Source organism: Pseudomonas sp. DW-iso3 (genome assembly GCF_058725305.1).
The window spans coordinates 559197-583887 of sequence record NZ_JBZXDZ010000002.1 but is presented as its reverse complement, the minus strand read 5'-3'; the positions used below and the strand labels follow the sequence as shown (position 1 = coordinate 583887).

The 24691-nt window shown below is 55.2% G+C and carries 21 protein-coding genes and 3 pseudogenes; 2 read left to right on the top strand and 22 right to left on the bottom strand.

What is annotated here, in order from left to right; genetic code table 11:
• Positions 1-184 precede the first annotated feature (184 nt).
• The 17 genes and pseudogenes from AC4PS7_RS08430 to AC4PS7_RS08350 form a co-directional block, all read right to left on the bottom strand.
• On the bottom strand, positions 185-655 hold the full coding sequence (locus AC4PS7_RS08430) for a single-stranded DNA-binding protein (protein WP_492179284.1): 471 nt from the start codon (positions 653-655) through the stop codon (positions 185-187).
• Positions 652-1170 carry a DUF3158 family protein gene (locus tag AC4PS7_RS08425; RefSeq protein ID WP_492179283.1) on the bottom strand — a complete coding sequence of 173 codons (519 nt, stop codon included), beginning with the start codon at positions 1168-1170 and terminating at the stop codon, positions 652-654. The genes AC4PS7_RS08430 and AC4PS7_RS08425 overlap by 4 nt, the downstream gene beginning before the upstream one ends.
• Positions 1167-1922 carry a PFL_4669 family integrating conjugative element protein gene (locus tag AC4PS7_RS08420; RefSeq protein WP_492179282.1) on the bottom strand — a complete coding sequence of 252 codons (756 nt, stop codon included), beginning with the start codon at positions 1920-1922 and terminating at the stop codon, positions 1167-1169. Before AC4PS7_RS08420 ends, AC4PS7_RS08425 begins: the two co-directional genes overlap by 4 nt.
• Before the next feature lie 242 nt (positions 1923-2164).
• A complete protein-coding gene (locus AC4PS7_RS08415; protein ID WP_492179281.1) occupies positions 2165-3355 on the bottom strand; it encodes an STY4528 family pathogenicity island replication protein in 1191 nt (396 codons plus the stop codon).
• Positions 3352-3900: a DUF2857 domain-containing protein gene (locus AC4PS7_RS08410; protein ID WP_492179280.1), complete on the bottom strand. Its 549-nt coding sequence runs from the start codon at positions 3898-3900 to the stop codon at positions 3352-3354. The genes AC4PS7_RS08415 and AC4PS7_RS08410 overlap by 4 nt, the downstream gene beginning before the upstream one ends.
• Positions 3897-5483 carry a ParB family protein gene (locus tag AC4PS7_RS08405; protein WP_492179279.1) on the bottom strand — a complete coding sequence of 529 codons (1587 nt, stop codon included), beginning with the start codon at positions 5481-5483 and terminating at the stop codon, positions 3897-3899. The genes AC4PS7_RS08410 and AC4PS7_RS08405 overlap by 4 nt, the downstream gene beginning before the upstream one ends.
• Before the next feature lie 308 nt (positions 5484-5791).
• Entirely contained in the window at positions 5792-6634 is an 843-nt protein-coding gene (locus AC4PS7_RS08400; protein WP_492179278.1) for a ParA family protein, read from the bottom strand.
• Positions 6635-6638: 4 nt separating this feature from the next.
• Positions 6639-6869 (bottom strand): AlpA family transcriptional regulator, encoded by a 231-nt coding sequence (locus tag AC4PS7_RS08395; protein ID WP_492179277.1) that lies wholly within the window; start codon positions 6867-6869, stop codon positions 6639-6641.
• 112 nt (positions 6870-6981) lie between these two features.
• A complete protein-coding gene (locus AC4PS7_RS08390; protein WP_492179276.1) occupies positions 6982-7731 on the bottom strand; it encodes a hypothetical protein in 750 nt (249 codons plus the stop codon).
• Between the two features lie 356 nt (positions 7732-8087).
• Positions 8088-8241: pseudogene (locus AC4PS7_RS08385) on the bottom strand (IS5/IS1182 family transposase); the annotation flags it as partial.
• 43 nt (positions 8242-8284) lie between these two features.
• Positions 8285-8613 (bottom strand): annotated as a pseudogene (locus AC4PS7_RS08380) (transposase domain-containing protein); the annotation flags it as partial.
• Between the two features lie 541 nt (positions 8614-9154).
• Positions 9155-10516 (bottom strand): LLM class flavin-dependent oxidoreductase, encoded by a 1362-nt coding sequence (locus AC4PS7_RS08375; RefSeq protein WP_492179275.1) that lies wholly within the window; start codon positions 10514-10516, stop codon positions 9155-9157.
• 36 nt (positions 10517-10552) lie between these two features.
• Complete coding sequence (locus tag AC4PS7_RS08370; RefSeq protein ID WP_460146773.1) at positions 10553-11047, bottom strand: flavin reductase family protein; 495 nt, start codon at positions 11045-11047, stop codon at positions 10553-10555.
• A gap of 161 nt (positions 11048-11208) precedes the next feature.
• A complete protein-coding gene (locus AC4PS7_RS08365) occupies positions 11209-12555 on the bottom strand; it encodes an OprD family porin (protein WP_238786579.1) in 1347 nt (448 codons plus the stop codon).
• A 170-nt stretch (positions 12556-12725) separates the two neighbouring features.
• On the bottom strand, positions 12726-13376 hold the full coding sequence (gene ribB / locus AC4PS7_RS08360; protein WP_159390008.1) for a 3,4-dihydroxy-2-butanone-4-phosphate synthase: 651 nt from the start codon (positions 13374-13376) through the stop codon (positions 12726-12728).
• Positions 13377-13494: 118 nt separating this feature from the next.
• Positions 13495-14829: an MFS transporter gene (locus tag AC4PS7_RS08355; protein WP_159390007.1), complete on the bottom strand. Its 1335-nt coding sequence runs from the start codon at positions 14827-14829 to the stop codon at positions 13495-13497.
• A 145-nt stretch (positions 14830-14974) separates the two neighbouring features.
• The gene (locus tag AC4PS7_RS08350; protein WP_492179274.1) at positions 14975-16123 is read right to left on the bottom strand and encodes an acyl-CoA dehydrogenase family protein; all 1149 of its coding nucleotides are present in this window, start codon (positions 16121-16123) and stop codon (positions 14975-14977) included.
• Between the two features lie 764 nt (positions 16124-16887).
• On the opposite strand from AC4PS7_RS08350, the gene AC4PS7_RS08345 reads away from it, so the two are divergent.
• Positions 16888-17772, top strand: a complete 885-nt coding sequence (locus tag AC4PS7_RS08345; RefSeq protein ID WP_159390005.1) for a LysR family transcriptional regulator — start codon at positions 16888-16890, stop codon at positions 17770-17772.
• A gap of 223 nt (positions 17773-17995) precedes the next feature.
• A complete protein-coding gene (locus AC4PS7_RS08340) occupies positions 17996-18835 on the top strand; it encodes a DMT family transporter (protein WP_159390403.1) in 840 nt (279 codons plus the stop codon).
• A 112-nt stretch (positions 18836-18947) separates the two neighbouring features.
• Here AC4PS7_RS08340 and AC4PS7_RS08335 read toward each other — a convergent pair whose 3' ends face one another.
• From AC4PS7_RS08335 to AC4PS7_RS08315, 5 genes and pseudogenes are all read right to left on the bottom strand, one after another.
• The gene (locus AC4PS7_RS08335; RefSeq protein WP_159390004.1) at positions 18948-20225 is read right to left on the bottom strand and encodes an O-acetylhomoserine aminocarboxypropyltransferase/cysteine synthase family protein; all 1278 of its coding nucleotides are present in this window, start codon (positions 20223-20225) and stop codon (positions 18948-18950) included.
• A gap of 109 nt (positions 20226-20334) precedes the next feature.
• Positions 20335-21728 (bottom strand): annotated as a pseudogene (locus AC4PS7_RS08330) (aldehyde dehydrogenase family protein).
• 243 nt (positions 21729-21971) lie between these two features.
• Complete coding sequence (locus AC4PS7_RS08325; protein WP_492179273.1) at positions 21972-22496, bottom strand: c-type cytochrome; 525 nt, start codon at positions 22494-22496, stop codon at positions 21972-21974.
• A 37-nt stretch (positions 22497-22533) separates the two neighbouring features.
• Positions 22534-23841 (bottom strand): sulfite dehydrogenase, encoded by a 1308-nt coding sequence (gene soxC, locus AC4PS7_RS08320; protein WP_159390001.1) that lies wholly within the window; start codon positions 23839-23841, stop codon positions 22534-22536.
• 187 nt (positions 23842-24028) lie between these two features.
• Positions 24029-24646 carry a TetR/AcrR family transcriptional regulator gene (locus AC4PS7_RS08315; protein WP_159390000.1) on the bottom strand — a complete coding sequence of 206 codons (618 nt, stop codon included), beginning with the start codon at positions 24644-24646 and terminating at the stop codon, positions 24029-24031.
• Positions 24647-24691 lie beyond the last annotated feature (45 nt).

Sequence of the window (24691 nt, the reverse complement as noted above, 5' to 3'; positions counted from 1 at the left end):
TTGGAAACAGCAGTGGCGAGATATGAGAAACCTGAATGGGAGGTTCCTCATATTAGTCGGTGAGGGCAGGCTTAAATGGGCCAGGGCGGCTTGTAGTATGGACGACAGGTGGGTCTTCACGAGCAGCGAGTAACGACAGACCAGCCACTTCGCGCAGAGGCGCAATTTTTATGCCTGAACTCTGTCAGTCCGACGGTGGTTGCCCTCTGCGTTTTTTGGGTTTCGACGCAGGTGAGCCGGCCTGCTGTGTACTTTTCTCGACGGGTGTCGCAGAAGCCGCCGGCTCACTGGAGCGTTCCCGCATGATCACGCTGCGCACCCGGTGAGGCAGGATGCCAACGCGACGGGCCTCGATCTTGAAGGTCACCCGCGCATTGTCTTCACTGTCCTCCCATTCATCGCGCACGGTGCGGCCTTCGACCAGCACGCGCATGCCTTTCTGGTACAGCGTGCTCCAGTGTTCAGCCTCGCGGTGCCAGAGCTCAACCGGCGCCCAATAGCCGCCTCGATCTTCATAGCTGCCTTCGCGTGGCACGGGGTTGTCGAAATACACGTTCAGCCGTAGCAAACGCCGTGGTTCGTCATTGCCTGATGGAAATTCCTGGAACTCTGGCGCACTGCCGATGTTGCCTTCGCCGACGAAAAAAGTGCTCATCCTGATACCTCCACTGCGGTTGTGAACTGGCGCAGCAGCTGTTCGGCACTGGCCATTTTGATCGCGCAGGTCGTGGCCTGGCGGTAGAGCGAATGCACCACGCTCATCTGCAGGTTCAGTGCAATGCGCTCGCATTCGAAACGGTGCAATCCCTCGCGCACGACTTGCGGCAGGGCTTGGTTGCCGACTTGGCGTTCCCAGACCGCAACCCCCATACGGGCGAAGTCACGGCTGCGCCAACGCAAAAAGGTGCTGCCCGCGCTGGTGTTGTGCAGCACCAATCGAATATCCAAGTGTGAGTAAGGGGGCTGTCCGGCTTGCTGCACAACAGCCTCCATCAGATGGCATAACTGCGCCTCGATTTCCCTCGCCACCTGCGCCAGGTGCTCCAACTCCCCCTTACCCTTAAAGGGCTTTAAAAGGCCTTTTAGGGAGGCGGCGTGTTCGAGCTGTCGATAGGCATCCGGTGTCAACACTTCGGAGGACATTGGTTGAGCCGGGATCATGGGATTCATGCTTCGTCCTCCGGCTCATCCACTGTCGCAGATGGCTCTCCCGTTTCCTCTGCCAACGCGTCAGGGTCATCCACTGTCACAGCGCCCCGACGAATGATCGGCGGCGCGAACTGGGAGCGGCGATGTCCCTCAAGGATGTCCATGGGGGGCAACCCAAATTTCTCGATGGCCGCAATGGCACGGGCATTGTTCGCCGCCATATCATCGCGGGTGACGCCGGCATGCCGATAGCGCTGGGCCTGGCCGAACAGGCTGCGCAGCAGATGGGCACCGTCATCGATCCAGGCCTCCATATCCCGGCGGCCGATCAAAGCGGTGTGATGGGCCAATAGGGTCCGGCGCACCAGGGTGTCGTAGTCGGTCAGCAGGTAGACCGCCAGAAAACCCAGCTGGCTGCCGATGTACAACGGCAAAGTGACGGGGTGGATGTTGAGGTTGTCGCCCATGTCGATTTGTGTCGGCAGGTCTTGCCTGATCCGATCCAGCTGCTGGGTCAGTTCCAGCATCCCAGCCTTGGCCAGCATCAGTTTTTCTTCGAGTTGCACGATGGCCCAGTCGGCGTAGGGATCGTCCTGGGCTGCGGTTTGTTTGATCAGGTTGGTGACACTGATGAAACCGGCCATGCCCATGATCGAGTGGACGCCTTCGCGTGCGGTTCGGCCTTGCCAGATACGGGCGGCGTGGTGAGTGTGCAGGGTCAGGGTGATGCTGCTGCGCAATGAACCCAGGTTGAGTTGATAGTGATCGGCCACGGTGTTGTCCTCGCATAAGCTTGGACGGGAACGTTGCGACAGATGATGGTCAAGGGCAGCCCAAAAGCTGAATGCGGTCTGTTCGGTTTGGTGTGAGAGGGAAAATTTCGGAGGCGTTCGCGCGTGACGTCGGTGGCATCAATTCCATGGGGGGCGATGGCCGTACCGGTCGGATTGCGCTGGTTCGGCCCTTTGCGATCTCACATTAGACCTCAGTAGATTTGATGCCAGTGGCATCAAATCTACTGAGGTCCAGAGCGTTTTCCGCGCAGTTGGCGCAGCTCATTCAGGCAGGCTTGGGCGAGGGCGGAGGCGGGTTCGCCATGCTTTCTTGACGGACGTGAGGGTGCAGTTGGAGGCAGCTCTGCAACGGGTGGAGGTTCTGTCTGGCCTGCCCAAGGTCGAAAGTCGCCGTTCAGTGCGCGCTGGATTAGACCCATCAGATAGGCCGCGGGCTTGCGGATACCGCCGGCCGCACAACGTGCACCGGCTTCGTTGAGCACGGCCTGCCGATCTACCGGATTGAGCTTGTTCAGCGCCACGGCGACGGCCTGACGCTCGCTTGGACGCAGGTGCAGCGGATCGGGCCAGAGCAGGTTATCCACCGCTGGGGTCGCGCGCGGTACAGTACAAATACTTTCTTTTAATACAGTACAGGCGGCGTTCGGATTCCGAACGGTGCCGGAATCATTGGCGTTCAACCCCGGTTCGGAATCCGAACGAGGGCCTGCACGATTCCGAACGCGGTGATCACCACCCAGTTCGGAATCGTGTAGAGAGTCCTCGGTTGCGAGATCCAATCCTTGCTGCATCCAGTGTTCGCCCCAGCTGTCGAGTCGCGTCGGTAGTCGACCCTGATCGATGTTCGTGTCATGGCGGATTTCTTCCAGGATGTGCTGGGCGACAATCCGCACCGCCTTGGCGTTATGGCTGAGGCAATGTCCCACCAGCTCCAGGTAATCCTCATCCAGCTCCATGGCTTCAGCGGGGGTTAACGGTTCATCGTGCAGGACGTACAGAGAACCTTGCAGCCGCCCGCTGAGCCGGTCGCGTCCGCGACTCACCAAGCTGAGCCAGCGCGTCAGCCTGAGCATGGTCAAGACGCGAGCGATGGTTTCACGGGAGGCAGACGTGCCATAGGGCACGCTTGATAGGTAAGGCTGCAAATCCTCATAGCGCGGCGTGACCACGCCCTGACCCTGTAGCATGAGTCGAAACACTTGCCAGGCGTTACGCTCCAACGGCGTCAGCCGGCTGTCCAACAGCAGGCGACGTGGCACGACGTCGTGCGATTGGCCACTGAACAAAAAGCCCGCCTGTAGGGCCTGGTTGGAGGGTTGTTCGGTGGTAGGGCGTGCGGGCCAACGTTCACTCAGCTGCTGAGTGCATTGCTGCAGGACACGCTGCCAGCGACTGGAAGGGGCAGTGTTCATGTTCCGTTGCTGTACTGGTCGATCTGCTGCCAGACGATGGTCAAACTGATCTGTTGTTCTTCCGCCAGCATCATCATGGCGTCGAGCTGATCTTCGGTACCGTCCTGCGCGCGTAATTGGCACCAACGCTGCCAGAGTGCATGTTCCTGCGCTTCGCTCAAATGCTGAGGGCGGCCCTTACGGGTTTCGATCTTGAGCAGACGCCGGCGCAGGGCAGTTTCCGAATGCGCCAAGCCGAAGCATTTGTACATGATGGTGCTGCTGGCACCCAGTTTAAGTGCTCGGTTGATCAGTCGCTCGTTCTGCTCGTCGCGTTCGGCTTGCTCGATCAACCGATGCAGCACTGGTGAGTCAATCTTGACCTCAACCCAGGGGACGGTGGCATGGGCCAGGCGCGACAGCGTGGTGGGCGGTAAAGATTGCAGCAGGTAGATGTCGTCTTCACTCAGTCCGAGTGCTTTGCAGCGTTGCAAGTTACCCAGGCGCAACTCATGCAACACCTGGGTCAGCATGGCCTGGTTGAGCACATTGAAGGACAGGCTCATGGCAGCTCCTTCGGTGAGTTGTCTTCAGGGAGAAGTGTTAAGTCGATCAGGCGACGGGCCAGGCGGATCAAGCGATACAGTTTGATTAATAGATTGTCGGGCAGTCGCTCCAGGCCTACGTCCATGACGGGACGATCTGGCAGCGGTAGTTGGTAAACCCCCAGCAACAGCTGCCCGAACAGGGCTGAGGGCAGTTGCTGGCGATCCTCCCAGCTCACGTCGTCTTGAGCGCGCAACAGGGCCAGGAGCAGCAGGTGAACCCCGGCCGCGCGCGGCGCGGTAAGATCAAGTCGCTCGATGTCGAGGGTGAAGCCTAAGCCAAGCTTCTGATCGTGGATGCTCTCAGGATGTCCGGCATAGGCCGCCATTTCCCGCGCCAGTCCGGCGATGGCTAAACGCAGTTGTTCGGGGCTATCCATTGTGGGTGCGATGGTCCAGATGTCGTCGATCGCGCAGGTCTCGACTGTCGGTGCTGCTTCGATTGAATTCTCGCGATCGATTTGTTCGCGAATCTGTTGAACGCGTGACGGAGGGCTGACCGCTGAGGCGACATTCGTTTCGGGTGGTGTGAGCAGCGTCTCTCGCGCTGTTTCGGTCTGGGTTCTGGTCTCGGTTGATTGGTGACGGGACTCGGAGGAGGGAGGTCCGGCCGCAGCTTTCTCAACGCTCGGCAGATGGCTGTTCTCCGAGGGCGTGGTGACGACATCGCCAGGCGTTGAGATGACCCGTTGGGTGTTGCTCAGCTCCAGGGCCAACATGCGGTAGGACTGTCCGAGTAACCGGCTCATGCGTTCGAGCAGTTCATCCTGGATTTGCTCAAGATCGAAGGACTCGGGGTCAGCATCGAAGTCGCCCAGGGTCCCGAGCCAGAATTCGGCGAACGCAACGGTGGCGGTTGGATAACGGTTCCAGGTCCGTTCGGCCTGGCTACGCAGAGCGATCAGGCGTTCGACCTGGGGCTTACCCAGCCCGGCATACAATGTTTGTGGAATGGCGGGCAGTAGGTGTTCGAGGGTGTCCAGCATCCGACTGATGTGCGACTGCGAAATGGGATAGCCGCCAGCGGCAAGACGTCGTGCCAGCTCACGTTGCGAGAGCGCAGCGCTATCGGGTTCGAGCATGGATTTGAGTTTGGCCACCGCCAGTGCTCGTTCGATGAAAGTGAGTTGGCCGTGCAGATCGCTTTCGGCCAGGTGGCCGAGCAGGGCGGTTATTTCATTATCCCAAGGTCGGAATAGGCAATGAATGCGGAAGAAGCGTTCATCGCGGGTTTCCTGCCACAGCTCGCCGAGAATCGCCAAGCGCGTATTTCCGCCGTTGCGGATGATGAAATAGGTTTCTCCTGGGCGGCGAGTAATCGGCGGTGGTTGATCCAGACCGCGTTCACGGATCGAGGCCTTGATATCGTCATACAGCGGATTACGGATGAAGCGTGGGTTGTGTTCGTAAGGCCGTAACTGCTCCAGCGTGACCAGCATAGACGTGTCGATAAGTGGATCGGACAGCCGCTCCAGCTCTGGACCTCGAGGAAAGTGGTCCTGATGCAGCTTGTCGGTGATCTCCTCCTGACTGAGCTTCTTCATTTGAACAGCCTCAGTTAACGCCGGTTGCACAAATGATCACCGACCTCGAACTTGACGATCTCGGCAGTCCCTGAACCTTCGACATGCCGGGACAGTTCTGCGAGGAGCCACCTCATGGCCGGGCGCCCACCTTGCAGACGAAAGACCACGGTGCAGTACTCTTCGCTAGGTGGATGGTGTGGTCGAACGTATGGCTGAATGATGATGGGAAGTTGATCCAGCATCAAAGGACTCCTTGCCAAACGCAGTTGGCCTCAAGGTTGGTCAAGCAAAATGACTGGGTGAGAAATGCGGGCTTTCGATTCGCCTCATTGAACCTCCGAGCACCTGCTCACCCTAGAGATCGCTTCGCGCCATTCCGGAAACAACTCGATGGCCAACGCCTGCATGGTTTCCAGCGCGGATGGCGAGCGTTGTTGACGTGACCGGCGCGTGTCGATTCGGTGGACCGGTAGGCCAAGGGAGGCGGCATTGAGATAAGCCACTCGGTCTGGAACGATGGTGTCCAGAACCGAGGTATTGGTAGCCTCGGCGAAAGTTTCACGCAGGCCCTGGATGATCATCCGTGTGTCCATCCGAATGGCGTTCACCTGGTTCAGTAGCAATCGCAAGGGTGGGGGTGGAATGCCCAGGTGGCGGAACGGTTCGAGTTCACTGAGCAGCTTCAAGGTGCCGCGGCGCAGTTCGCGGGCGGCGAGCATTTCCGGCGTGATGGGCGAGAGGGCGAGATCGGAAGCCAGGACGGCCATCTCCAGCAGCACGCTACGTGCGCCCTGGGTGTCGACCAAAAGCAGGTCATAATGGGGATGGAAATTGTCGAGCAAATTGCGCAGCCGTAATCGCCCGTCAGGGGCGTGCAGCAGCAATGTACTCAGTCGGCCTTGATCGTCGTTGGAGAGGATCAGGTCAAGACCGTCGATCACCGTGCAGGAAATAATCTGCGCAGTTGCTGTTAGGTTGAGTGCAATGAGCTCGTACGCACCAGCAACAGCTTTCTGGCTCAAGGCGTAATAGCTGGAGAGGGTGGGTTGGCTATCCAGATCGAGCAGCAGGACGCGTAGGCCAGCATCCGCCAACAGACCGCCGAGATTGGCGGCTACTGTGGTTTTGCCTACACCTCCTTTGGTAGAAACCACCGATACCACACGCATGGCATCAGGCCTGCTGACCTAAGCGTTCAACGACCCACCGTTCGATCTCCAGCGAGTCCCAGCCGACCGCGCGCAGTCCAATACGTTTGGCTTGAGGGAATTTACCTTCCTTCATCAAGTTGTAGATGTGCGCACGCTTGAAGCCGGTTTTACGCTCCACCTCGTCACGCCGCATGATGTGACGTTCGACCTGTGATAGCGGCGCTAGAGCGATGGGGGAGGGTTGGTTGGGCATGATGGTCACTCCTGGCGTCGATTGGCGCTTAGTGGGAAGTGACCTGAATTGAATAGTATAAAAGGCGTGGGGTCATTGCACTGCGATAGGGAGGATTGCACTGCAATACGCGTCACTGCGTCGTCAGGCTGCGTTTTCCGGCCGCAAATTTTTCGTCCAATGTACGCTTGGTTATGCCAGGGAGATTTTTATGATGAGCGGTCAGCGCGTCAACAATGGCCGCTTGGGATCGGAAAACCGAAAAAGGTTTCCCCGAAGGGGACTGATCTAGAAACAATTTGACCATCGCTCCAATGATATTAAGGTAGACGGATTCGCTGCGATCACTGACTTTGCTGTTGGTCTTGAGCAAATTGTGAATGTTCTCTCTTTCCAGCCCGATAGATTCAAGGTCATCCAGCAGTTGTCGATAGGCAACTTCAAGACTTTTCATCTGTACCTGCAGGGCGTCCCGATCACCTTGCAATGCTAGGTATGTACCAATACTGATAGCTTTTTGCTTGGGGAGTGATCCTTCAAAAAGAAATGCCGGTCGCTGGTCAGGATAATATCGCGACATCCAGAATCTAAGATCAGTATGGCGAACGGTTATCTGGTTGGAATCAATGGGAGTGCCATTGGCGACTGGCACACCGAAGCAACCGTAGGCGAGTTCACCATGTTGAATGGCATCAAAAATTTTTTCGGTATTTGCATGCAAGCATGGCCACTGTGGAAAGGTGGTTTTAAGCATGGCAGAGCAACGCTGTGCTGTCTCAAGAATTTCCCTCTCAAAGGCCATTAAGTTACACCAACGCAAGGCCGCATCAATGGGCTGATAGAAGATCTTTGCGTAAGGATGGCAGCTTCGAGTTGCATACATTCCAGTCCCTCCTCCTTGAAATCTGTTGCTCCTAGAAACTTTATTTATGGATATTTTCATGAGCAGTCTAGACTTACTAAACTTAGCTGTTATCCAAACGAGCTTGAATTGATGTCACGATTTAAACCGCTATGCGAGTTTAAATCAGATTAGCTGAACAAAAATGACAAAAAATTGCTAATTTCCGCCAATCTTTTGCTGATAGGCCTTCTGGATACTCTGAAATAGCTGGCATTTTTTTTGCTATTGAGCGATCAGCCTTTTCAAACATTACGCATGTCAAAATTGATCAATCCTCTTCGTTCTTTCAGACCTATTGCTAGCAGCAAGAAGTCTCGCCGCCGCGATTATCTGCATTACGCACGCATCGCGCCTGCCTCCACCAACAAGTGTCGACGCCATCCACAGATTCGACAAAGCGAAGAACGTCACTATCTGTGCGGTGTTGGATAAGTCTCGAAAGCGCACTGTCTTTTGGCCAAACTAGTGCTTGATTACTCGGGACGGATGCTAAATCTTGGCCTGAACCTCGATCTTGGTCTCAACACGTCATCTATGGTGAGTAGTTCCACGGTATCAAGATTTCGTAGTCTTCAACCGACGAGGCGTGCGGCAGCCGCTCTAGTACGTCGTGCAGCTACATACACGGCTCTTGGCCGTTGATCTTGGCGGTGTCGACCATGCTATAGATCTGCACACTGGCCCTGGCACCTTTGAGCGAATGTCTAAACAGCTACGCCGTGAGGCAAATGAAAAATGATCTTGCTGATCGTTCCGACGTATTGTTGCCGATCGGTAAAAACGGCTTCCAACAGCATTCCAGCCGACTCCAATTGTATACAGATAATGTACCGCCTTAGGCAGAGCGCTTTGCGCTGTGACCTACGACTGGGTTTATCCAGCCAGCTTTCACTTGGGGCAGGTTCGGCAGGCTCAAACCTGATGAGGACGGTTTCGCCAGAGGTCGAAGCCGTCAAGTAGCCAGTAGAGTTTCTGGATGGTCAGGATAGCGGCATCGTCGGCAAAATCTCGTGCGCAAGGCGGTCGGTGACTTGCAAGTACTCAAGAGTCATTTGGACGAAATTGGGAAAATTCGGCGGATTTACTTTCGCGACAAGCCCTCGCTGCTTCTGATAGCCAAGCGTACCAGGTGTCGAGAAACACCATCCGAAAATGGGGCCGAGCACCCCAAGCCACTTTGGGGCAGTTTTCAATCAGCGCCAACAAATTTCGGAGGCTTGCTGGGATTTACGGCTTTCGCAATGCTACTCAAGACGCGACTTGCTTTCGAAGCGACGGGATAACGCACGTAGTAACTCCTTGAAGTTCGACGCCATCGCAAAACCACTGTTTGATCTGGCGTGCACCTACCAGTAACGAAGGTTCGCATTGCACGCCAGGTATTTTGTCGTTGAGGATGTGTTTAGATTCGATAGTCCGCTCCGGGGTGTGGATGCTGCAACAAGCGGTTTTGGTTGAAGAGTTTTTCCCTCAACGTCCCAGGTGTGTATTCAGTCTTATAGATTCCCCGCTCCTGAAGGACGGGAATAAGCAGCTCGACGATGTCCTTGATCGTGTCAGGTGCCACTGCATACGCCAAGTTGAAACCATCAATATCGGTTTCCTCCATCCACTGTTGCAGTTCATCAGCGACCCGTTGAGCGGAGCCTACGATCAATGGGCCAGAACCGCCTACGGCGATGTGCTCGGCAACCTCTCCTACCGTCCAGACCCTGTTCGGATCGGAAATGGTGAAGCGATCAATCGCGGTATGCATGCTGTCGTTACGGATATGCTTGATTGTATCGCCTGGATCGCACGAGGCGAAGTCAATGCCTGTCCAGCCGGACATCAGCGTCAGCGCACCTTCATAACTGGCGTAGCGCTTATATTCAGCGAGCTTTTCCTCTGCTTCCGCATCGGTTCTGCCGACAATCAATGTCATCATGCCAAACACGGCAACACTGTCGTGAGGCCGTCCTTCAGCGACCGTGGCCGCCCTGAGTTTTTTGACAGTGGCGGCGAGTACGGTTTTTGTTGGGCTGCTGGCGAATACACATTCTGCATGGCGCCCTGCGAATGCTTGTCCTTTGGGCGATGCACCGGCTTGGTACAGAACGGGCGTGCGTTGCAGGGAAGGCTCGCTAAGATGGATGCCCTTGAGTTGGAAATATTGACCATCGTGATCGACAGGATGAACTTTCGCGGGATTAATATAAACGCCGGTTTCCACGTTCCGTTCTACAGCATCTTCCTCCCAGCAGCCTTCCCAGAGTTTGTACATGAGCTCCATGTACTCCTCAGCAATTTCATAACGCGTATCGTGGCCAGTCTGAGCCTTCGCGCCGCTGGCTTTTGCAGCACTGTTAAGATAGCCGGTGACGATATTCCAACCGATTCGACCATTGGTTAAATGGTCCAATGTGCTCATTTTTCGAGCGAACGTATACGGTGGTTCATAGGTCAACGAACCGGTGACGCCAAACCCGAGGTGTTGGGTGACGGCGGCCATTGCTGGAACAATAACGAACGGATCATGGCTCGGTATTTGGACAGCATTACGTAGCGCCGCGTCGGAGTTACCCCCGTACACGTCGTAGACTCCGGTCACATCTGCCAGGAAAAGCCCGTCAAAAAAACCGGTTTCCAGCGTCTTCGCCAGATCCTGCCAGTAAGCGATTGTTTTGTACTCGGACGAACGATCACTTGGGTGACGCCATAATCCCTGGGACTGGTGGACAGGGGTGTTCATATCAAATGCATTGAATAGAATTTTTTTAGACATTGTATATATTCCGATGGTCGAGCGAAGGACTGGAGATTATTGATGCTCGAGAGTGGCGTACTTGCCACTGTGGTAAACAAGCGGCTCACCACCATTGATCGCTGTGTTGATCACTCGTCCAATGATGATTGTGTGATCGCCACCGCTGTAAGATTCGTGAACTTCGCATTCACCGTGCGCCAAAGCGCCTTCGAGGCATGGGCTGCCGGTGATACCTTTGTAGAAACTTACGTTATCAAACTTGTCATCGGATTTTGATGAAAATAGTTGTGAGACGGTGCTCTGGTCTTTGCTAAGAAAGTTGATGCAAAAATGGCCGTTGTCCAAGATCGCAGTCAAAGTCTTGGAGTTATTATCAAGGCTCACCAAAAACAATGGCGGTGTCAGGGAGAGTGACATGACAGCGGTCATTGTAATGCCCGCACACAGACCCTCGTCGTCAGCGGTTGAGATGACGGATACGCCTGCTGCAAATTGGCCAGCGAATTTGCGCAGATCGACTTCTGGTGTTTTTTTATTATCAAGTTGCATGAGATTTCTCCTGTTTGCCTGAATAGATAGTGCTTAGCGCCTCTCATCAATTCAAACGAATAATTCTGGAGGTTTGACTTCGATTTTTTCGATGCGAGAGGCTTTGCTGATTTTTTTGCACCACTTCGCAGCGCTGGATTGATGCTCGCGACCTAGTTGACCTATTTCAGAAAGCCCAGATCCAGAGGGTAATCGAGGATGATTCGGGTCTGGTCGAGGTCGTTGGCAATGGCTCCGTAATCACCGCCTGTTCGCATTGAGGCGAACATCAAGCGTAACGATAGATTCTTGGCGGGGCCCGACTGCACGACGTACTTGACCCACAGATCACGCTCCCATTGGGAGCCATTGCGCACGGCCTGATAACGGGAGTACGCGCCGCCTGCATCCCTGCCGTCGATATCGGTACCGCGTAGATAGCGCGCGGTAAAGCTCAGACCCGGTACACCAAGCACTGCAGCATCCAGGTCGTAGCGTGCACTCCAGATTTTCTCGTTGGGACTGTTGAAGTCACTCCCTTGGGCGGCTGAGTCCAGCTCGATATCGAAACTGTTCCAGACATAGTCGAACGGCTGGTCGCCATCGATCTGCGTGTAGGCAAGTTCGACCTTGTGTCCTGCCAGGGCATAACCGACACGGGTGCTCCAGGCATCGTTGCGAATATCACCCAATAAGGCGGCGCCGGTATTACGCGTGCGGTAGTAGTTGACCCCGGTGTTGATCACGCCACCGACGGCCAAGGGCAGGCGGTAGTCAATAGAGGCGAACTGCTGGTTCCATATATCATCCAGTTCGGAACCGAATAGTTTGATCTTGACGTTGTTGATGCCCGTATAGATACCGCCGTAGTAACTGACAAACTCGGTGTTAGCTTGGCGCCCGCTGTAGGCCGTACCGAGATGCCCGCCATGATTGGGTTGCGCCCGGTCACTGCTGGAGACGAAACGACCGGCGTTGAGGGTCAGGCCATCGAACGAGCGGTCCGTGGCATTCCAGCCCCTGAGGGTTTGTGGCAAGAGACGAATGTCACCGTACTTGAGCACCGGAGAATCGGGGAACAGGTCGCCGTAGGCCAGTTCCGTTTGGCCCACCCGCATCTTCAGTGCACCACCGGCCTTAGAGTAGCCGCTCTTCGGATCGCCCTGATTGTCTCGCGAAACGATGCCGCCATTGCCGATGCCATCGCCGACCCGTCCATTACCACCATCGAGCTTTAGTGCGCCCATGTAATGCAGGTCCAGTCCGAACCCAACCAGCCCTTGCGTATAGCCGGAGTTAAACTTTGCCAAGACGCCTTGCGCCCACTCTTGCCTATAACTTTGCCGTTCGCCTTCGGGATTGCGGTAACTGCCGTTGCGGTTATCAGCATTCCAGTAAAAGTTGCGCAGGCCTACTGAGGTCGTGCTCTCTTCGATGAATCCCTTGGCCGAGTCTGCCGCGGCCACACCGGCACTGCTCAGGCAGGCACTGGCGCCGGCCATGCCCAAGGTTATAAGTTTAAACCACATAGTGCGCTTCCTCGTTGCCAACACTGAGCTGTCAGCCTGAAATTTTTATTGTTATCAAGCACGTTTGTCTAAAGCGCATCGCGGTATTTCTATCGTTTGCTACGGGGGGATCAGTTGCAGTCTGTATGTTTGCTACTTGCGAGTAACGAATGAGCGCTTGTTAGAGTGCTCTAAACTGCTATGCGCATTTTAGAAATGCCCGCATAAGGCATTTCTTCGTAACTCACGTATTCGATAAGATCGCGTATGCTCACTATTCGTAGAGCATGCTTTTTCGCGAAGTTCATAAGTTCCGGTAATCTGGACATACTTCCATCATCGTTGGCGATTTCACAAATAACGCCGCTGGGCGTCAAACCTGCAAGTCTTGCCAGTTCAACTGAGGCTTCAGTATGTCCATTACGACCAAGGACACCTTGCGGATGGGCAATCAACGGGAAGACGTGGCCGGGTCTGCGAAAGTCTTGCGGCCTCGCAGAGGGGACCAGCATTTGTCTGATCGTGTTTGAGCGGTCGCTTGCCGAGATCCCCGTCGTCACATCATTTACGCCGTCAATTGAAATGGTGAATGCTGTGGCAAAGCTTTCCGAGTTCTCGGACACCATCAGCGGCAGATTCAATTGAATAGCCAGTTCAGGCTGAATGGACACACATATCAGCCCTCGCCCGAGACGCATCATGAAAGCGATAGTCTCGGGAGTGACCAGATCGGCGGCGACGACAAGGTCGCCTTCGTTCTCTCGGTCTTCGTCATCGACCACAATGACCATCTCACCTTGGCTGATTGCGTGAATCGCACTGGCGACGCTATCCAATTTCATAGCTATCAAGCCTCTTTTTAATCAAGTTTGGTTTTGTTTGACTCCAGTGAACGGGTCACTGCCATTACAGAATGTGGATAGGGCAGAGGGCGCACTGTGGAGGTACGCCCATTGACCATTAGCGCCTGAGGTCAATGCCCTTGGTCTCTCGCATGAAAAATACGACCACGAACATGATGACGTTGAGGGCCATTACGTAAGCGGAAAACACCCAGGCTTCGCCAATCGAATGAAACCAGGAATTAAGGTAGGGTGCTGTTCCGCCGAAAAGACCAGCGGCCAACGATGTCATTACGCTGACGCCCATGCCCCTCATTCGAGCAGGCACCAGTTCGGCCATCAAAGCCGGGTAATGCCCTACGCCGATGGCATAGATAAAAAGACCCAGGCTTTGTGCAATGAATAGCGATGACGGCTCGCTTGACAGAAGCGCCTGGATTGGAAGGCCGCACAGAACGACCAGCGCAGCGAATGTCATTGAATTGATCCGCCGCCCCAGCTTGTCCGAAACCCATCCGAAAACTGGCAAAAATGCAATCATGCAAGCTTGCGCACCAAGGCTCGACAGAAAGGCGCTGTTTGGATTCATGCCATGCTGTGTAATGGCCATTGCTGGAGCAAAGGCGACCCACGTGTAATACCAGACGTTCATCGCCGCGTTGATCACCATCACTGTCATGATGATGCGACCGATGCTTACGGGTTTGCCGGGGGCGTCGCTCGCTGGCGGAAGCTTCCCCGCATCAGCCGCATTGAAGACCTCCGTTTCATGGGCACTTTTACGCAGATACATTACATATAGACCGAGCACCGAACCTGCACCGAAGCCGATTCTCCAGCCCCATTCATTCATCACGTCGGCTGTAAAAATCGACGTCAAGCCCGCAGCAACGGCCGTGGCAATCATAATGCCCAGAATGACACTCACGTAGACCGAGCTAGTCCAGAGACCTCGTCTATCCCTGGGCGCAATTTCCGCCACATACACGTAGGAAACCCCTGACTCACCGCCATGAGCAAATCCCTGAAGGATCCGCATCACGAGCAGGGCAAAGGAAGCAAATGCTCCAGCGGTCTCATAGGTGGGGAGGAGGGCGATGCCTAAGCTTGCTAATGCAAGCAACGTCATCGTAACGACCAGGGTAAATTTTCTTCCTCGACGATCAGCAATACGTCCGAAAAACCAACCGCCCAAAGGTCTTGCGACGAAGCCGCCGGCAAAGATGGCCAAGGTGGACAGCAAGGCGGAAGTAGGGTCAGCTTTTTCGAAAAAGTTTGCCGCCAGGTAAATAGATAGCGTGCTGTAGATTGTCCAGTCATACCACTCTAGGACGTTCCCTGCCGCCGCTGCTTTCAGTGATTGTCGGCGCTGGGCCATCGTCAGGGAACAGCCGTCAGACAGGGGAGATTCCTCAGCATCAATCAGCCGGGCATTCGCTACTGTATCGCTCATTGTCATCCTCCCTTTACTTTCGTAAAGATATCGAATTTTTATAGTTGTTATATTGAAGGAGCGTTCTTATTGTTATAAGCGCGCAACATGATAGACAGCGCTCTTTACGAGCGCTGTAGGATGAGGTCAGTCTCTTATACAGCTCCTATACAGCTCCAACCGTCCAGCGAGCGGGCGGCAGCGTACCATTGACGGCAAACTCCCCAACTATTCGCTGTTTATAGATATGCGGATTGTGCGAGGCGATGGTGCGCGCATTTCTCCAATAGCGGTCAAGTCCCAGCCCCTGTTTGGTGCTGGAAGCACTCATTGCATCAAATGCCTGAGTGGCTGCGTTTAAGACCAGATCGATAACAACGGACTGGATCTGAGACGTCTCGATTTCGAGGAGCGGACATGCTCGGTCATAAGCGTCCTTGTCGCCGTCTCTCAATAAATTGACGACGTTCTCCATGCTTTCAGCAAGTCGCATCACCAGCGCACCTGCTGAGTAAGCCATGCCTCGTACGGCACCGACTACTTGCAAAAGTTGTGGGTCGTGTGAGGATTTGCTGGCGGCGCCGTGTGAGTAAACGCGCGTTCTTTTCGCCACAAATTCGGCAGTATCATTGGCAATGCCACGCGCAATGCCCGCCAATGTAGCGAGGTGGTACAGTTGAAAGTACGGTAGCGAATGCCCAAACCGTGTTGAGTGCTTGCGCAGATCATTCTCCGCCACTATCACATTGCGGAAATGCGCGGTGCCACTGGCAGTGAGCTTTTGTCCAAAGCCATCCCAGTCGTCGATGATCTCCACGCCCTCTGCGTGCCTGTTGATCATTGCCAACACTGCATCGTCGGTAGCGTCGGCCGCGTTGACTTCAATCCAGTCGGCGTACATCGCCCCCGTTGAATAATATTTTGATCCCGTGACGAAAAAATTCCCGTCTTGTTCAATCAACTTCGTCAGCAACGATTTCTGCATCGCCCCCGGGCCGATTTCCGCCATGGCGTTAGACGCTGTTTCATTACGTCCAGCAATGGTCAACCAGCGATCCGCGAAGGGCGTTGCGCCGAAACTCATCAAGTCCTCCACGAAGGCAAAGTGGCCTCGCAATGCTTGTGCGATATTCGAGTCAGCTTCACCCAGCTCGATAATCATCGCGAAGAATTCAGGGAGGGTGACCGCCGAGCCGCCGTAGTCGACAGGTACTCGGGTCGCGCCAAAACCTAGCGCTTTAAGTTCATTAATTTGTGGGCCAGGTAAAATTCGATTGGCATCTCGCTCGGCCGCCCCCTTCTTGATGTCGGCCAAAACAGGTCTGATCTTCTCAACAAGTGAAGCGTACCGAGGTGAAGGCGGGCAGCCCCAAGTACGGGTATCCAGTTTGTCTGTCGATAGTTCGCTCGTAGTGCTCAACACATCTATCACCTATGTATTATTGGAGCATTGCTCGGCAGTGAAGCGACACGTCCTGTCCTGAAAGTTGGAGATCCAGTTGTTATGCAGCTCTGACGTGTCGGGTTATTCATGTGCTTCGATACAACATGCGCTGCTGCGCTTCGTCATGACTTGAGACTGCGGGGGCAGACTTCAGGTATATCAGGCCATCATTTCGGGCTGGTTGATGTCCATGAATGAGATGTGCAAAACCTCTTTCAGTCGTTTGTGACGTCTGTCACCTCCTAGACATTTCGAGGCCGATAATTTGCCAAGTGCGATTGAAATTCAAACGAAAAAACTTTGTCGGGGTTAATCGATAATTTCGATGGGGAGGTGTGACCGTGAGACAGCGCTGGGCTGTGGAGCACATCTCACGCTCGCTGGCAGTCAGAGTTCGGGGCGCCACGTTCCCGACTGGATGATACTGTCCTGCCCGATACGCGTTTCCTTGGCAGCGCTCTGGTGAGGGTTGCACGCGAGGTGTGTCCTGCTTGACTGGACCGGCCTGATGGCGTGTGATGACCCGACGAATTGCCACATTCGAGATCGATTACAAGGTGGCCAAGAAGTGGTCGCCGGCGCTTAGGGTTAATCACTTCCAAGTGCAGCTTAATCATTGAAGAGAATAAAAAAATATGAATTTCCGACAACTCGAGACATTTTTGGTAATCGCCGAACTTGGAAGTTTTTCTGCGGCGGCAGATCGCCTGTGTGTCACACAGTCTACGATTTCGGCTCGCATCATTGAGCTTGAACAGGACCTTGGCGTCGAACTATTTGATCGATCGCAACGTCACGTGCAACTGACGTTCAAAGGGAGAGAGCTTGTTGTCTATGCTCAACAGATGGAGACGTTGTCCGAGCAAATAAAACACACAGTGGGTTCGAAGAGTTCACTCACCGGAATCATTCGAATTGGCGTTGCAGAGCTGGTCGCCATGACCTGGTTGCCGAAGTTTGCGGCCCTTATCAGAGCCCGTTATTCTGGCCTTCAAGTGGAATATGAGGTTGGACTGAACCCCTTTCTTTCAGAGGGCATCCGGAGTGGTAACCTGGACTTGGCCGTTGTGGCAGGTCTCTCTCCGGAACCTGGCCTGATTGCACGTGAACTTGGAACGGTTTCATTTGCCTGGATGGCCAGTGACTCTCTTATTCCCTGCAACGAAATGATGCCTGTGGAGGAACTGCGCAGGTGGCCAATTTTGTATCAGGGCACGGAGTCCTACACTAACAACTTGATCGATGATCTTTTGAGCGTGTCCATCGGCCGTAAGCAGCGAGCGGCGACTTGTAATTCTCTAGGCGCAATCATTTCACTCGCCCGTGGCGGACTGGGCATCAGCTTGCTGCCAATCTCATCCTGTGCCAGTTACATCAAGAGCGGCGAACTGAAGATTTTGAAAACAGACCCCGAATGTTATGAGATGCCCTTTACTGCGGTGTATGACCGACACCCCAACGCTAATTTGTTGGCCGCTATCGCAGACATCAGCTACGAAGCCAGCAGTTTTCATCGCTAGTGAAAGAATGTCCTGGCGCACGTCATTCAAAGCATTTATCGGCACACCACTCTGCCTAGAATCATTTCCTATTGACTGGTCGGTACAGAGCCGTTATAAATTTGCGAGGAATTCAAACCGCGCGCGGTCATGCATCGTCGTAGGGAACATCTAAAAGCCCACACGGGCATTGGAGCCAACAAGAATAATGAGCAATCACCTCACGCAGACCGCTACCTCATCCGTGTCCGCGAGGCTGATAGGGCTGACCTGTTTTGCCATGGTCGCGTTCGCCGCCAACTCGTTGCTGTGTCGCCTAGCGCTGAAACACACTGGCATTGATGCAGCGAGCTTCAGCGTCGTTCGACTGGTGAGTGGTGCTTTGGTGTTGTGGCTGATTTGCGCCCTCAAACGGCCTTCAACGCCGGTCAAGGGAAGTTGGTTGGGCGCCGCAGCGCTGTTTATTTATGTGTTCGCTTTTTCCTTTGCTTACCTTCACCTCGAAACGGGAACGGGCGCATTGCTGCTGTTCGGTGCTGTGCAACTGACCATGGTTCTCTATGGCGTTTTCAAGGGCGAGCGGATGCGGCTACCGGCGATTGTCGGTCTATTGTCGGCGCTGGGTGGCTTGATCAGTTTACTGCTCCCTGGGGCGACGGCTCCCGACCCTTTGAGCGCGATCATAATGCTGGTATCGGGGCTTGCATGGGGGAGCTACTCGTTGCTTGGCAAAGGCGTATCTGACCCTTTGGCGACCACGGCAGGCAACTTCATTCGGTCGATTCCTCTGGTTCTTCTTGCCAGCCTGGCGTTTTTACCAGGGCTGCGTTGGGATCCGCTGGGCCTGCTCTATGCGGTGTTTTCCGGAGCGCTGGCTTCGGGCGTCGGGTACGCGATTTGGTACAGCGCAGTGCGCGATCTGGCATCGTTTCAAGCGGCTACCGTGCAATTGAGTGTGCCCATCCTGGCCTCGCTTGCGGGCATCATTTTCCTCAGTGAAAGCCTCACCCTACGGCTGGTCGTAGCCTCCTTGGCTGTCCTCGGCGGCGTCGCGTTGGTCCTGGGCAGCAAGCAACAACGCTAAGTGCTGCAACGTCGTGACAGTTGTGACAGGCATTCCTAACGTGGCTAATGACAGCCCAGGTTAGCGAATGCCTGCCCCGTTACTTGAGCAACATCGCGCTAACGACCTGGCTTCAGCGTTGAGTTGAACCGAGCGCTTGCTGCAAGTCGTCTATCAGGTCTTCAATCGCCTCTATGCCGACCGACAAACGAATCATCTCTGGCTTCACGCCGGCCTTGGCTTGTTCCTGCTCGTTCATCTGGCGATGGGTGGTAGAGGCTGGGTGGCAGGCCAGAGACTTGGCGTCACCGATGTTCACGAGACGCTTGAAGATTTGCAGCGCATCGTAGAAACGCACGCCTGCTTCGTAGCCGCCCTTCAAACCAAACGACAGGATCGCCGATGGCTTGCCCTGCATGTATTTCTGCGCCAGTGCGTGATGTGGATGATCGGGCAGGCCCGCGTAGCTGACCCATTCCACCTCAGCATGCCCTTGCAGGAACTGCGCTACCTTCAGGGCATTTTCAGTGTGGCGCTCCATGCGCAAAGCCAGGGTTTCCAGCCCTTGAAGCAACAGGAACGCGTTCATAGGTGCCAGCGCCGCGCCGGTGTTGCGCAGTGGCACAGTGCGAGCGCGGGCGATAAAGGCAGCCGGGCCGAATTTCTCTGTGTAGACCACGCCGTGATAGGCCGGCTCGGGCTGGTTGAGGCCGGGAAATTTTTCCGGGTATTGGGTCCAGGGGAATGTGCCACTGTCGACGATCACACCGCCCAGGGAATTGCCGTGTCCGCCGACATACTTGGTCACCGAGTGCACGACAATGTCGGCACCGAACTGGATCGGCTTGCACAAAATCGGCGTGGCCACGGTGTTGTCGACCATCAACGGCACCCCACGGGCGTGAGCGACTGCGGCCAGGGCTTCGAGGTCGATGATATTTCCCGCTGGATTGCCGATGCTTTCGCAGTACACCAGCTTGGTGTTGTCATCGATCAGTTCGGCGATGGCCTCGGCAGAGTCGTTGCGAGCGAAGCGTACATCGACGCCAAAACTCGGCAACAGGTGGGCAAACAGAGTGTAGGTGCCGCCGTAAAGTTGCGGGGTGGTGACGATATTGTCACCGGCGCGGGTCAGGGTCTGGATCGCATAGTGGATCGCGGCACTGCCGGCCGAGACGGCCAGCGCCGCGATACCGCCTTCGAGGGCGGCTATGCGCTGCTCCAGCACGTCGTTGGTGGGGTTCATGATTCGCGTGTAGATATTGCCGGGCACTTCCAGATTGAAAAGGTCGGCGCCGTGCTGGGCGTTATCGAATTCGAAAGCGACGTTTTGATAGATCGGTACGGCGACGGCCTTGGTGGTCGGATCCGACTTGAAGCCGTGGTGCAGTGCGATTGTGGCGTCTTTCATGATGGTTATTGACCTTCTCTAAGGTGTCCCGGAATTTTTTTAATTGAGTGAGGTAGTAACAGGGGAGAGCGCCTCGCCTGGACCGCGAGGCCCCCGAAGTTTGTCCGAGTTAATAATGACGATCGAGCCATACCGTCTGTGCGTTACAAAATTCTCGTACCCCAAAGTGCGAAAGCTCGCGACCAAAACCGCTCTTCTTCACGCCACCAAAGGTGACACGGGGGTCGGAAGCGCAGTAACCATTGATGAATACACCACCTGTTTCAAGCTCCCCCGCCATTTGTTGGGCCCGTTCCACATCGCCTGTATAGATTGTTGCAGTGAGTCCGAACTCACTGTCATTTGCCAGTTCCAGCGCGTGCGCAGCGTCGCGTGCGGTGATTATCGACGCGACTGGGCCAAACAGCTCCTGCTTGAACGAGGTCATCTGTTTGGTGACATGGGTTAAAACCGTTGGCTCGTAGAAATTTCCGGGGCCTTCAGCTTTCTTGCCGCCCAGCAATAACGTCGCCCCTTCTTCCAGCGTATCGCGCACTTGTTGATCCAGTTCATCACGCAGATCAAAACGAGCCATCGGGCCGATGTAGGTGGTGGCGGCGAGTGGATCACCGACCACCAGCTTGCGTGTGGCTTCGACAAACTTGCGGGTGAATTCCTCGGCAATGCCTTGCTCGACAATCAGGCGCTTGGCCGCTGCGCAGACTTGCCCAGTGTTTTGATAACGACCGGTCACGGCGGCTTTCACCGCATCGTCGAGGTCGGCATCATTGAGTACGATAAACGGGTCGGAGCCGCCTAACTCCAATACGCACTTTTTCAATGCTGCACCGGCCTGAGCGCCGATGGCCGTGCCGGCCCGCACACTGCCGGTGAGGGTCACCGCTGCAACGCGTGAGTCCTTGATCGCCATGGAAACACCGTCCGGCGTAACGTTGATGACTTCGAAAACCCCCTCGGGGAATTCCGCCTGCTTCAAGGCGTCCTGCAAAAGATAAGCGCTGCCCATTACGTTCGGCGCGTGTTTGAGCACGTAAGTGTTGCCGGCGAGCAAGACCGGAACGGCGCCGCGCAGGACTTGCCAGATCGGAAAGTTCCACGGCATCACCGCGAGAATCGGGCCGATCGGGCGGTATTCGATGCGTGCCTTGCCGCCTTCAACCATGGTTGGCTCGGCTGTCAACATTGCAGGGCCGTGTTCGGCGTACCACTCGCAGAGCTGCGCACACTTTTCGATTTCGCCACGAGCCTGGCTGATCGGCTTCCCCATCTCCAGGGTAATCATGGTTGCCATCGCTTCTGCGTTGTTGCGCAAGACGTTGGCCAGGGTGATCAGCCGTTGCGCGCGCTGCGCTACGGGTGTGCCGCGCCAGACACGAAACCCGGCCGCGGCACGTGACAGTGCTGTGTGCAGCGCCGCGTCCGATTCAAAAGGGTAGTGGCCGACCTGCTCGCCGTTGGCGGGGTTGATCGAAATGGCGTGGTGAGCTTGGAAACGTTGGTCATTGTACCGCCCTGAGTGGTGGGGATGCGTTCAAGCTACGGTGGCTACAGATCACTGGAAATTGATTAATTCTGATTATATCGTTCACGATTGGAGAATGACTTGGATCTGGTTCAGCTCGAAATTTTCAAAGCTAGCTCCGTTCATGGCTGCGTCACAGTGGCCGCTCAGCACAATCGATCGGGTGCCAATGTGAAAATTCTGAATGAACCAACATGATTCTTTGGCGTTGTCTGAACCCTTTCTTAGGGGGCTTTCAAACAGTTGGACATGCAGGCAACTGCTTTGCTATCGGGTCGATCATCGACAAAAAACCCCTCTCGATTCGGCATTTTCAGGTTTGCTAATGTCGACGCGTCGACCGTCGCATTGGCGTCGAGCAGTTTGTTAATGTGCAAGACGTAGCCGGTCACCGCATAGACCTGCTCGTTGGTTAGCGACTGAGGAGCCTGGAACGGCATTGCCCTGCGTATGTAGTCGAAGAGCGTCGTCGCATAGGGCCAGTAGCTGCCGACTGTCTTCAGCGGCTTTTCAGTAGTCAGCGACCCTTCACCTCCAGTTAACGCTGGACCTACGCCGCCTTCGAGTTTCATACCATGGCAGCCGACGCAGCTGCTCATGTAAACCTTTTCGCCGTCCGCGACTGTGGCGCTCCCCGGTGGCAATACCTTGCCATCGGGTGCTACATCGATGTTCCAACCGGCGATCTGCGCCTCCGTAGCTTTTGTGCCCAAGCCGTATTTGGGTTCCGCCGCGGCATAAGTGAACACGCATGCACCCAGCACGCCAAAGACTAGCGATCCACATTTAAGCCCGCCCATTGGTCACCTCCCCATTGCTGGATACGCGCCACGGTTGCACTGAGTTGTTGTGATAGAACGAGACCTTGCCACGCTCGTCGATCAACTGCTCCATCATCGGCTGTACGTATCCGGTCTCGTCAATGGCACGGCTCATAATCATCAGTTCCTGGCCGTTCCATTCGAAGGCTGCTCTAAAGGCGGTTAGCGCCTTAGTCAGAATGGGCTCCTGTAACCTTGCTTGAGTCCAGTTGTTACCGCCGTCTACGGAGACGTCGACACGTGTGATTTTGCCGTGGCCGCTCCACGCAATCCCACGCATTTCATGGACGCCCTTGCGTGTCAGCTTCTGGGTGCCGGAGGGGTAGGTAATCAGTGATTTGCATTCCATGACAAAGGAAAACTTCCGGGCTTTGCCGTTGGCCATTAAATCGGTGTACTTGGCGGTTTCCTCTCGACTGTAGGCAGGTGCGTCGGTGACGTGTAATCGACGCAACCATTTGATGTGAGTATTGCCTTCGTAGCCTGGAACAAAAAGACGTAAGGGGTATCCCTGTTCTGGCCTCAGTCGCTCGCCGTTCTGGCTGTACACGACCATCACATCGTCCAGACACTTCTCGATCGGAATACTTCGCGTCATCGCTGCGCCGTCGGCACCTTCGGCGATTATCCACTTGGCTTCGGGCTTCAGGCCGGCCTCATCCAGCAGTGTCCTCAGAGTCACTCCAGTCCATTCAGCGCAACTCACAAGGCCGCTCACTTCGGCCGCAGTTTTACCCCACGGAGGGAGGAATGACGGATTGCCCGAGCACTCCATGAAATACACCCGCGATACCGCGGGAAGCTGGCGAATCTCATCCACGGTGAATATAAGCGCTGTTTCGGTGAGGCCATGGATCATCAAGCGATGTTCCGCAGGATTGATCTGCGGGACGCCTGCGTGGTGGCGCTCATAAAACAGACCATTGGGCGTAATGATGCCGTCCAGCTCTTGAAGCGGCGAGGTGCTGTAGGCCGACATCGTGTCTTTCAGGCCGGGGTACAGACTCCTGATAGCCTTCGTTTCGAACGTTGAAGGTTTGCCATAAGGGCTTGCTGTGGGTGTGCCCAGGCTGCGAGTCCATTGTGGGACTTCAAGGGGTAGGTTCGGGTCAAGGCCGGTCGCGCTGGTGGTGTCTGCCATGACGAGTTTGCTGTCAACCAGGCCAAAGGCGGCGGTGCCAACAAGTGCGCCGCTTTTAATCAGAAAATCTCGACGAGCCAGTGGCGTTTTAGACGCTTCTTGCTCAGCGGAGGCAGTGGATTTTTTTGTCATTTTTTTCCTCTGGAGCTTTGCCGACACAGATATACCGATCAATGGACCGATCGGTCAGTCTGGTGGGAGCTTAGATCGGAAAATACGGCTGGTCTAGTCTTTGCTAGCGACGACAAAGTGTTAAAGCAGATTTGGGTGAGGGGGGGGCAGCGGGGAAGCGGCGCATGTGATGCACCGCTGATAGCCGTCAAGCTTGGCGTTGCGCAGTTTTGAGTCCGGGCAGAATGGTGTCGCAAAAGAACATTGCGATGGATTCGGGAGAGCGCGGGCCTCCTGGTTTGATCCACAGGTAACTGTAGTGGTGAATGCCAAGGATCGCCTTGACGGCCAATGAGTCGGAAGTATGGAACGTACCCTCGCTGACGCCTGCCTTGAGGATCTGCGACCAGAGCTTTTCATACTGACGGTGCAGGTCGAGTAGTTCGGTCTGGCGTGCACCAATGACGGAATACACTTCACGAAAACAGACCGTCATCTCGGCTAGATGAATGACGATCGTACGCATGACGATGGTGGAGAACTGGCGAAATTTGTCTTCGGCAGGCAGATCGCTTTCGCACAGTGGGATGCCTTCAGCGATCAAGACCCGCAGGTAGCGGCTGGTGATCTCAAACAGCAACTCTTCCTTGCTGCCGATATGGTAATACAGCGCACCTCGACCAAGCCCCGTGGCCTTTTCAAGCTCGGCCATACCGGTCGCGTGAAAGCCCCGAGTGGAAAACAACTCCGCAGCGATTCTCAGTATCCGTTCCTTGGTGCCGATTTCAGTCGGTTCTACAGTGACGGCAATGTTTTTCTTTCCCATGAGTCCATTTCCAGCTTGTTAGGCACCAATCATACGCATGCAGTC

Bases quoted from the DNA above. Each gene is read 5' to 3' on its own strand.
- AC4PS7_RS08410 (WP_492179280.1), bottom strand. From the start codon at position 3,900: ATGAGCCTGTCCTTCAATGTGCTCAACCAGGCCATGCTGACCCAGGTG.
- AC4PS7_RS08430 (WP_492179284.1), bottom strand. From the start codon at position 655: ATGAGCACTTTTTTCGTCGGCGAAGGCAACATCGGCAGTGCGCCAGAG.
- ribB (WP_159390008.1), bottom strand. From the start codon at position 13,376: ATGAAATTGGATAGCGTCGCCAGTGCGATTCACGCAATCAGCCAAGGT.
- AC4PS7_RS08425 (WP_492179283.1), bottom strand. From the start codon at position 1,170: ATGAATCCCATGATCCCGGCTCAACCAATGTCCTCCGAAGTGTTGACA.
- AC4PS7_RS08345 (WP_159390005.1), top strand. From the start codon at position 16,888: ATGAATTTCCGACAACTCGAGACATTTTTGGTAATCGCCGAACTTGGA.
- AC4PS7_RS08390 (WP_492179276.1), bottom strand. From the start codon at position 7,731: ATGTATGCAACTCGAAGCTGCCATCCTTACGCAAAGATCTTCTATCAG.
- AC4PS7_RS08365 (WP_238786579.1), bottom strand. From the start codon at position 12,555: ATGTGGTTTAAACTTATAACCTTGGGCATGGCCGGCGCCAGTGCCTGC.
- AC4PS7_RS08335 (WP_159390004.1), bottom strand. From the start codon at position 20,225: ATGAAAGACGCCACAATCGCACTGCACCACGGCTTCAAGTCGGATCCG.
- AC4PS7_RS08415 (WP_492179281.1), bottom strand. From the start codon at position 3,355: ATGAACACTGCCCCTTCCAGTCGCTGGCAGCGTGTCCTGCAGCAATGC.
- AC4PS7_RS08315 (WP_159390000.1), bottom strand. From the start codon at position 24,646: ATGGGAAAGAAAAACATTGCCGTCACTGTAGAACCGACTGAAATCGGC.
- AC4PS7_RS08370 (WP_460146773.1), bottom strand. From the start codon at position 11,047: ATGCAACTTGATAATAAAAAAACACCAGAAGTCGATCTGCGCAAATTC.
- AC4PS7_RS08355 (WP_159390007.1), bottom strand. From the start codon at position 14,829: ATGAGCGATACAGTAGCGAATGCCCGGCTGATTGATGCTGAGGAATCT.
- AC4PS7_RS08375 (WP_492179275.1), bottom strand. From the start codon at position 10,516: ATGTCTAAAAAAATTCTATTCAATGCATTTGATATGAACACCCCTGTC.
- AC4PS7_RS08400 (WP_492179278.1), bottom strand. From the start codon at position 6,634: ATGCGTGTGGTATCGGTGGTTTCTACCAAAGGAGGTGTAGGCAAAACC.
- AC4PS7_RS08405 (WP_492179279.1), bottom strand. From the start codon at position 5,483: ATGAAGAAGCTCAGTCAGGAGGAGATCACCGACAAGCTGCATCAGGAC.
- AC4PS7_RS08395 (WP_492179277.1), bottom strand. From the start codon at position 6,869: ATGCCCAACCAACCCTCCCCCATCGCTCTAGCGCCGCTATCACAGGTC.
- soxC (WP_159390001.1), bottom strand. From the start codon at position 23,841: ATGACAAAAAAATCCACTGCCTCCGCTGAGCAAGAAGCGTCTAAAACG.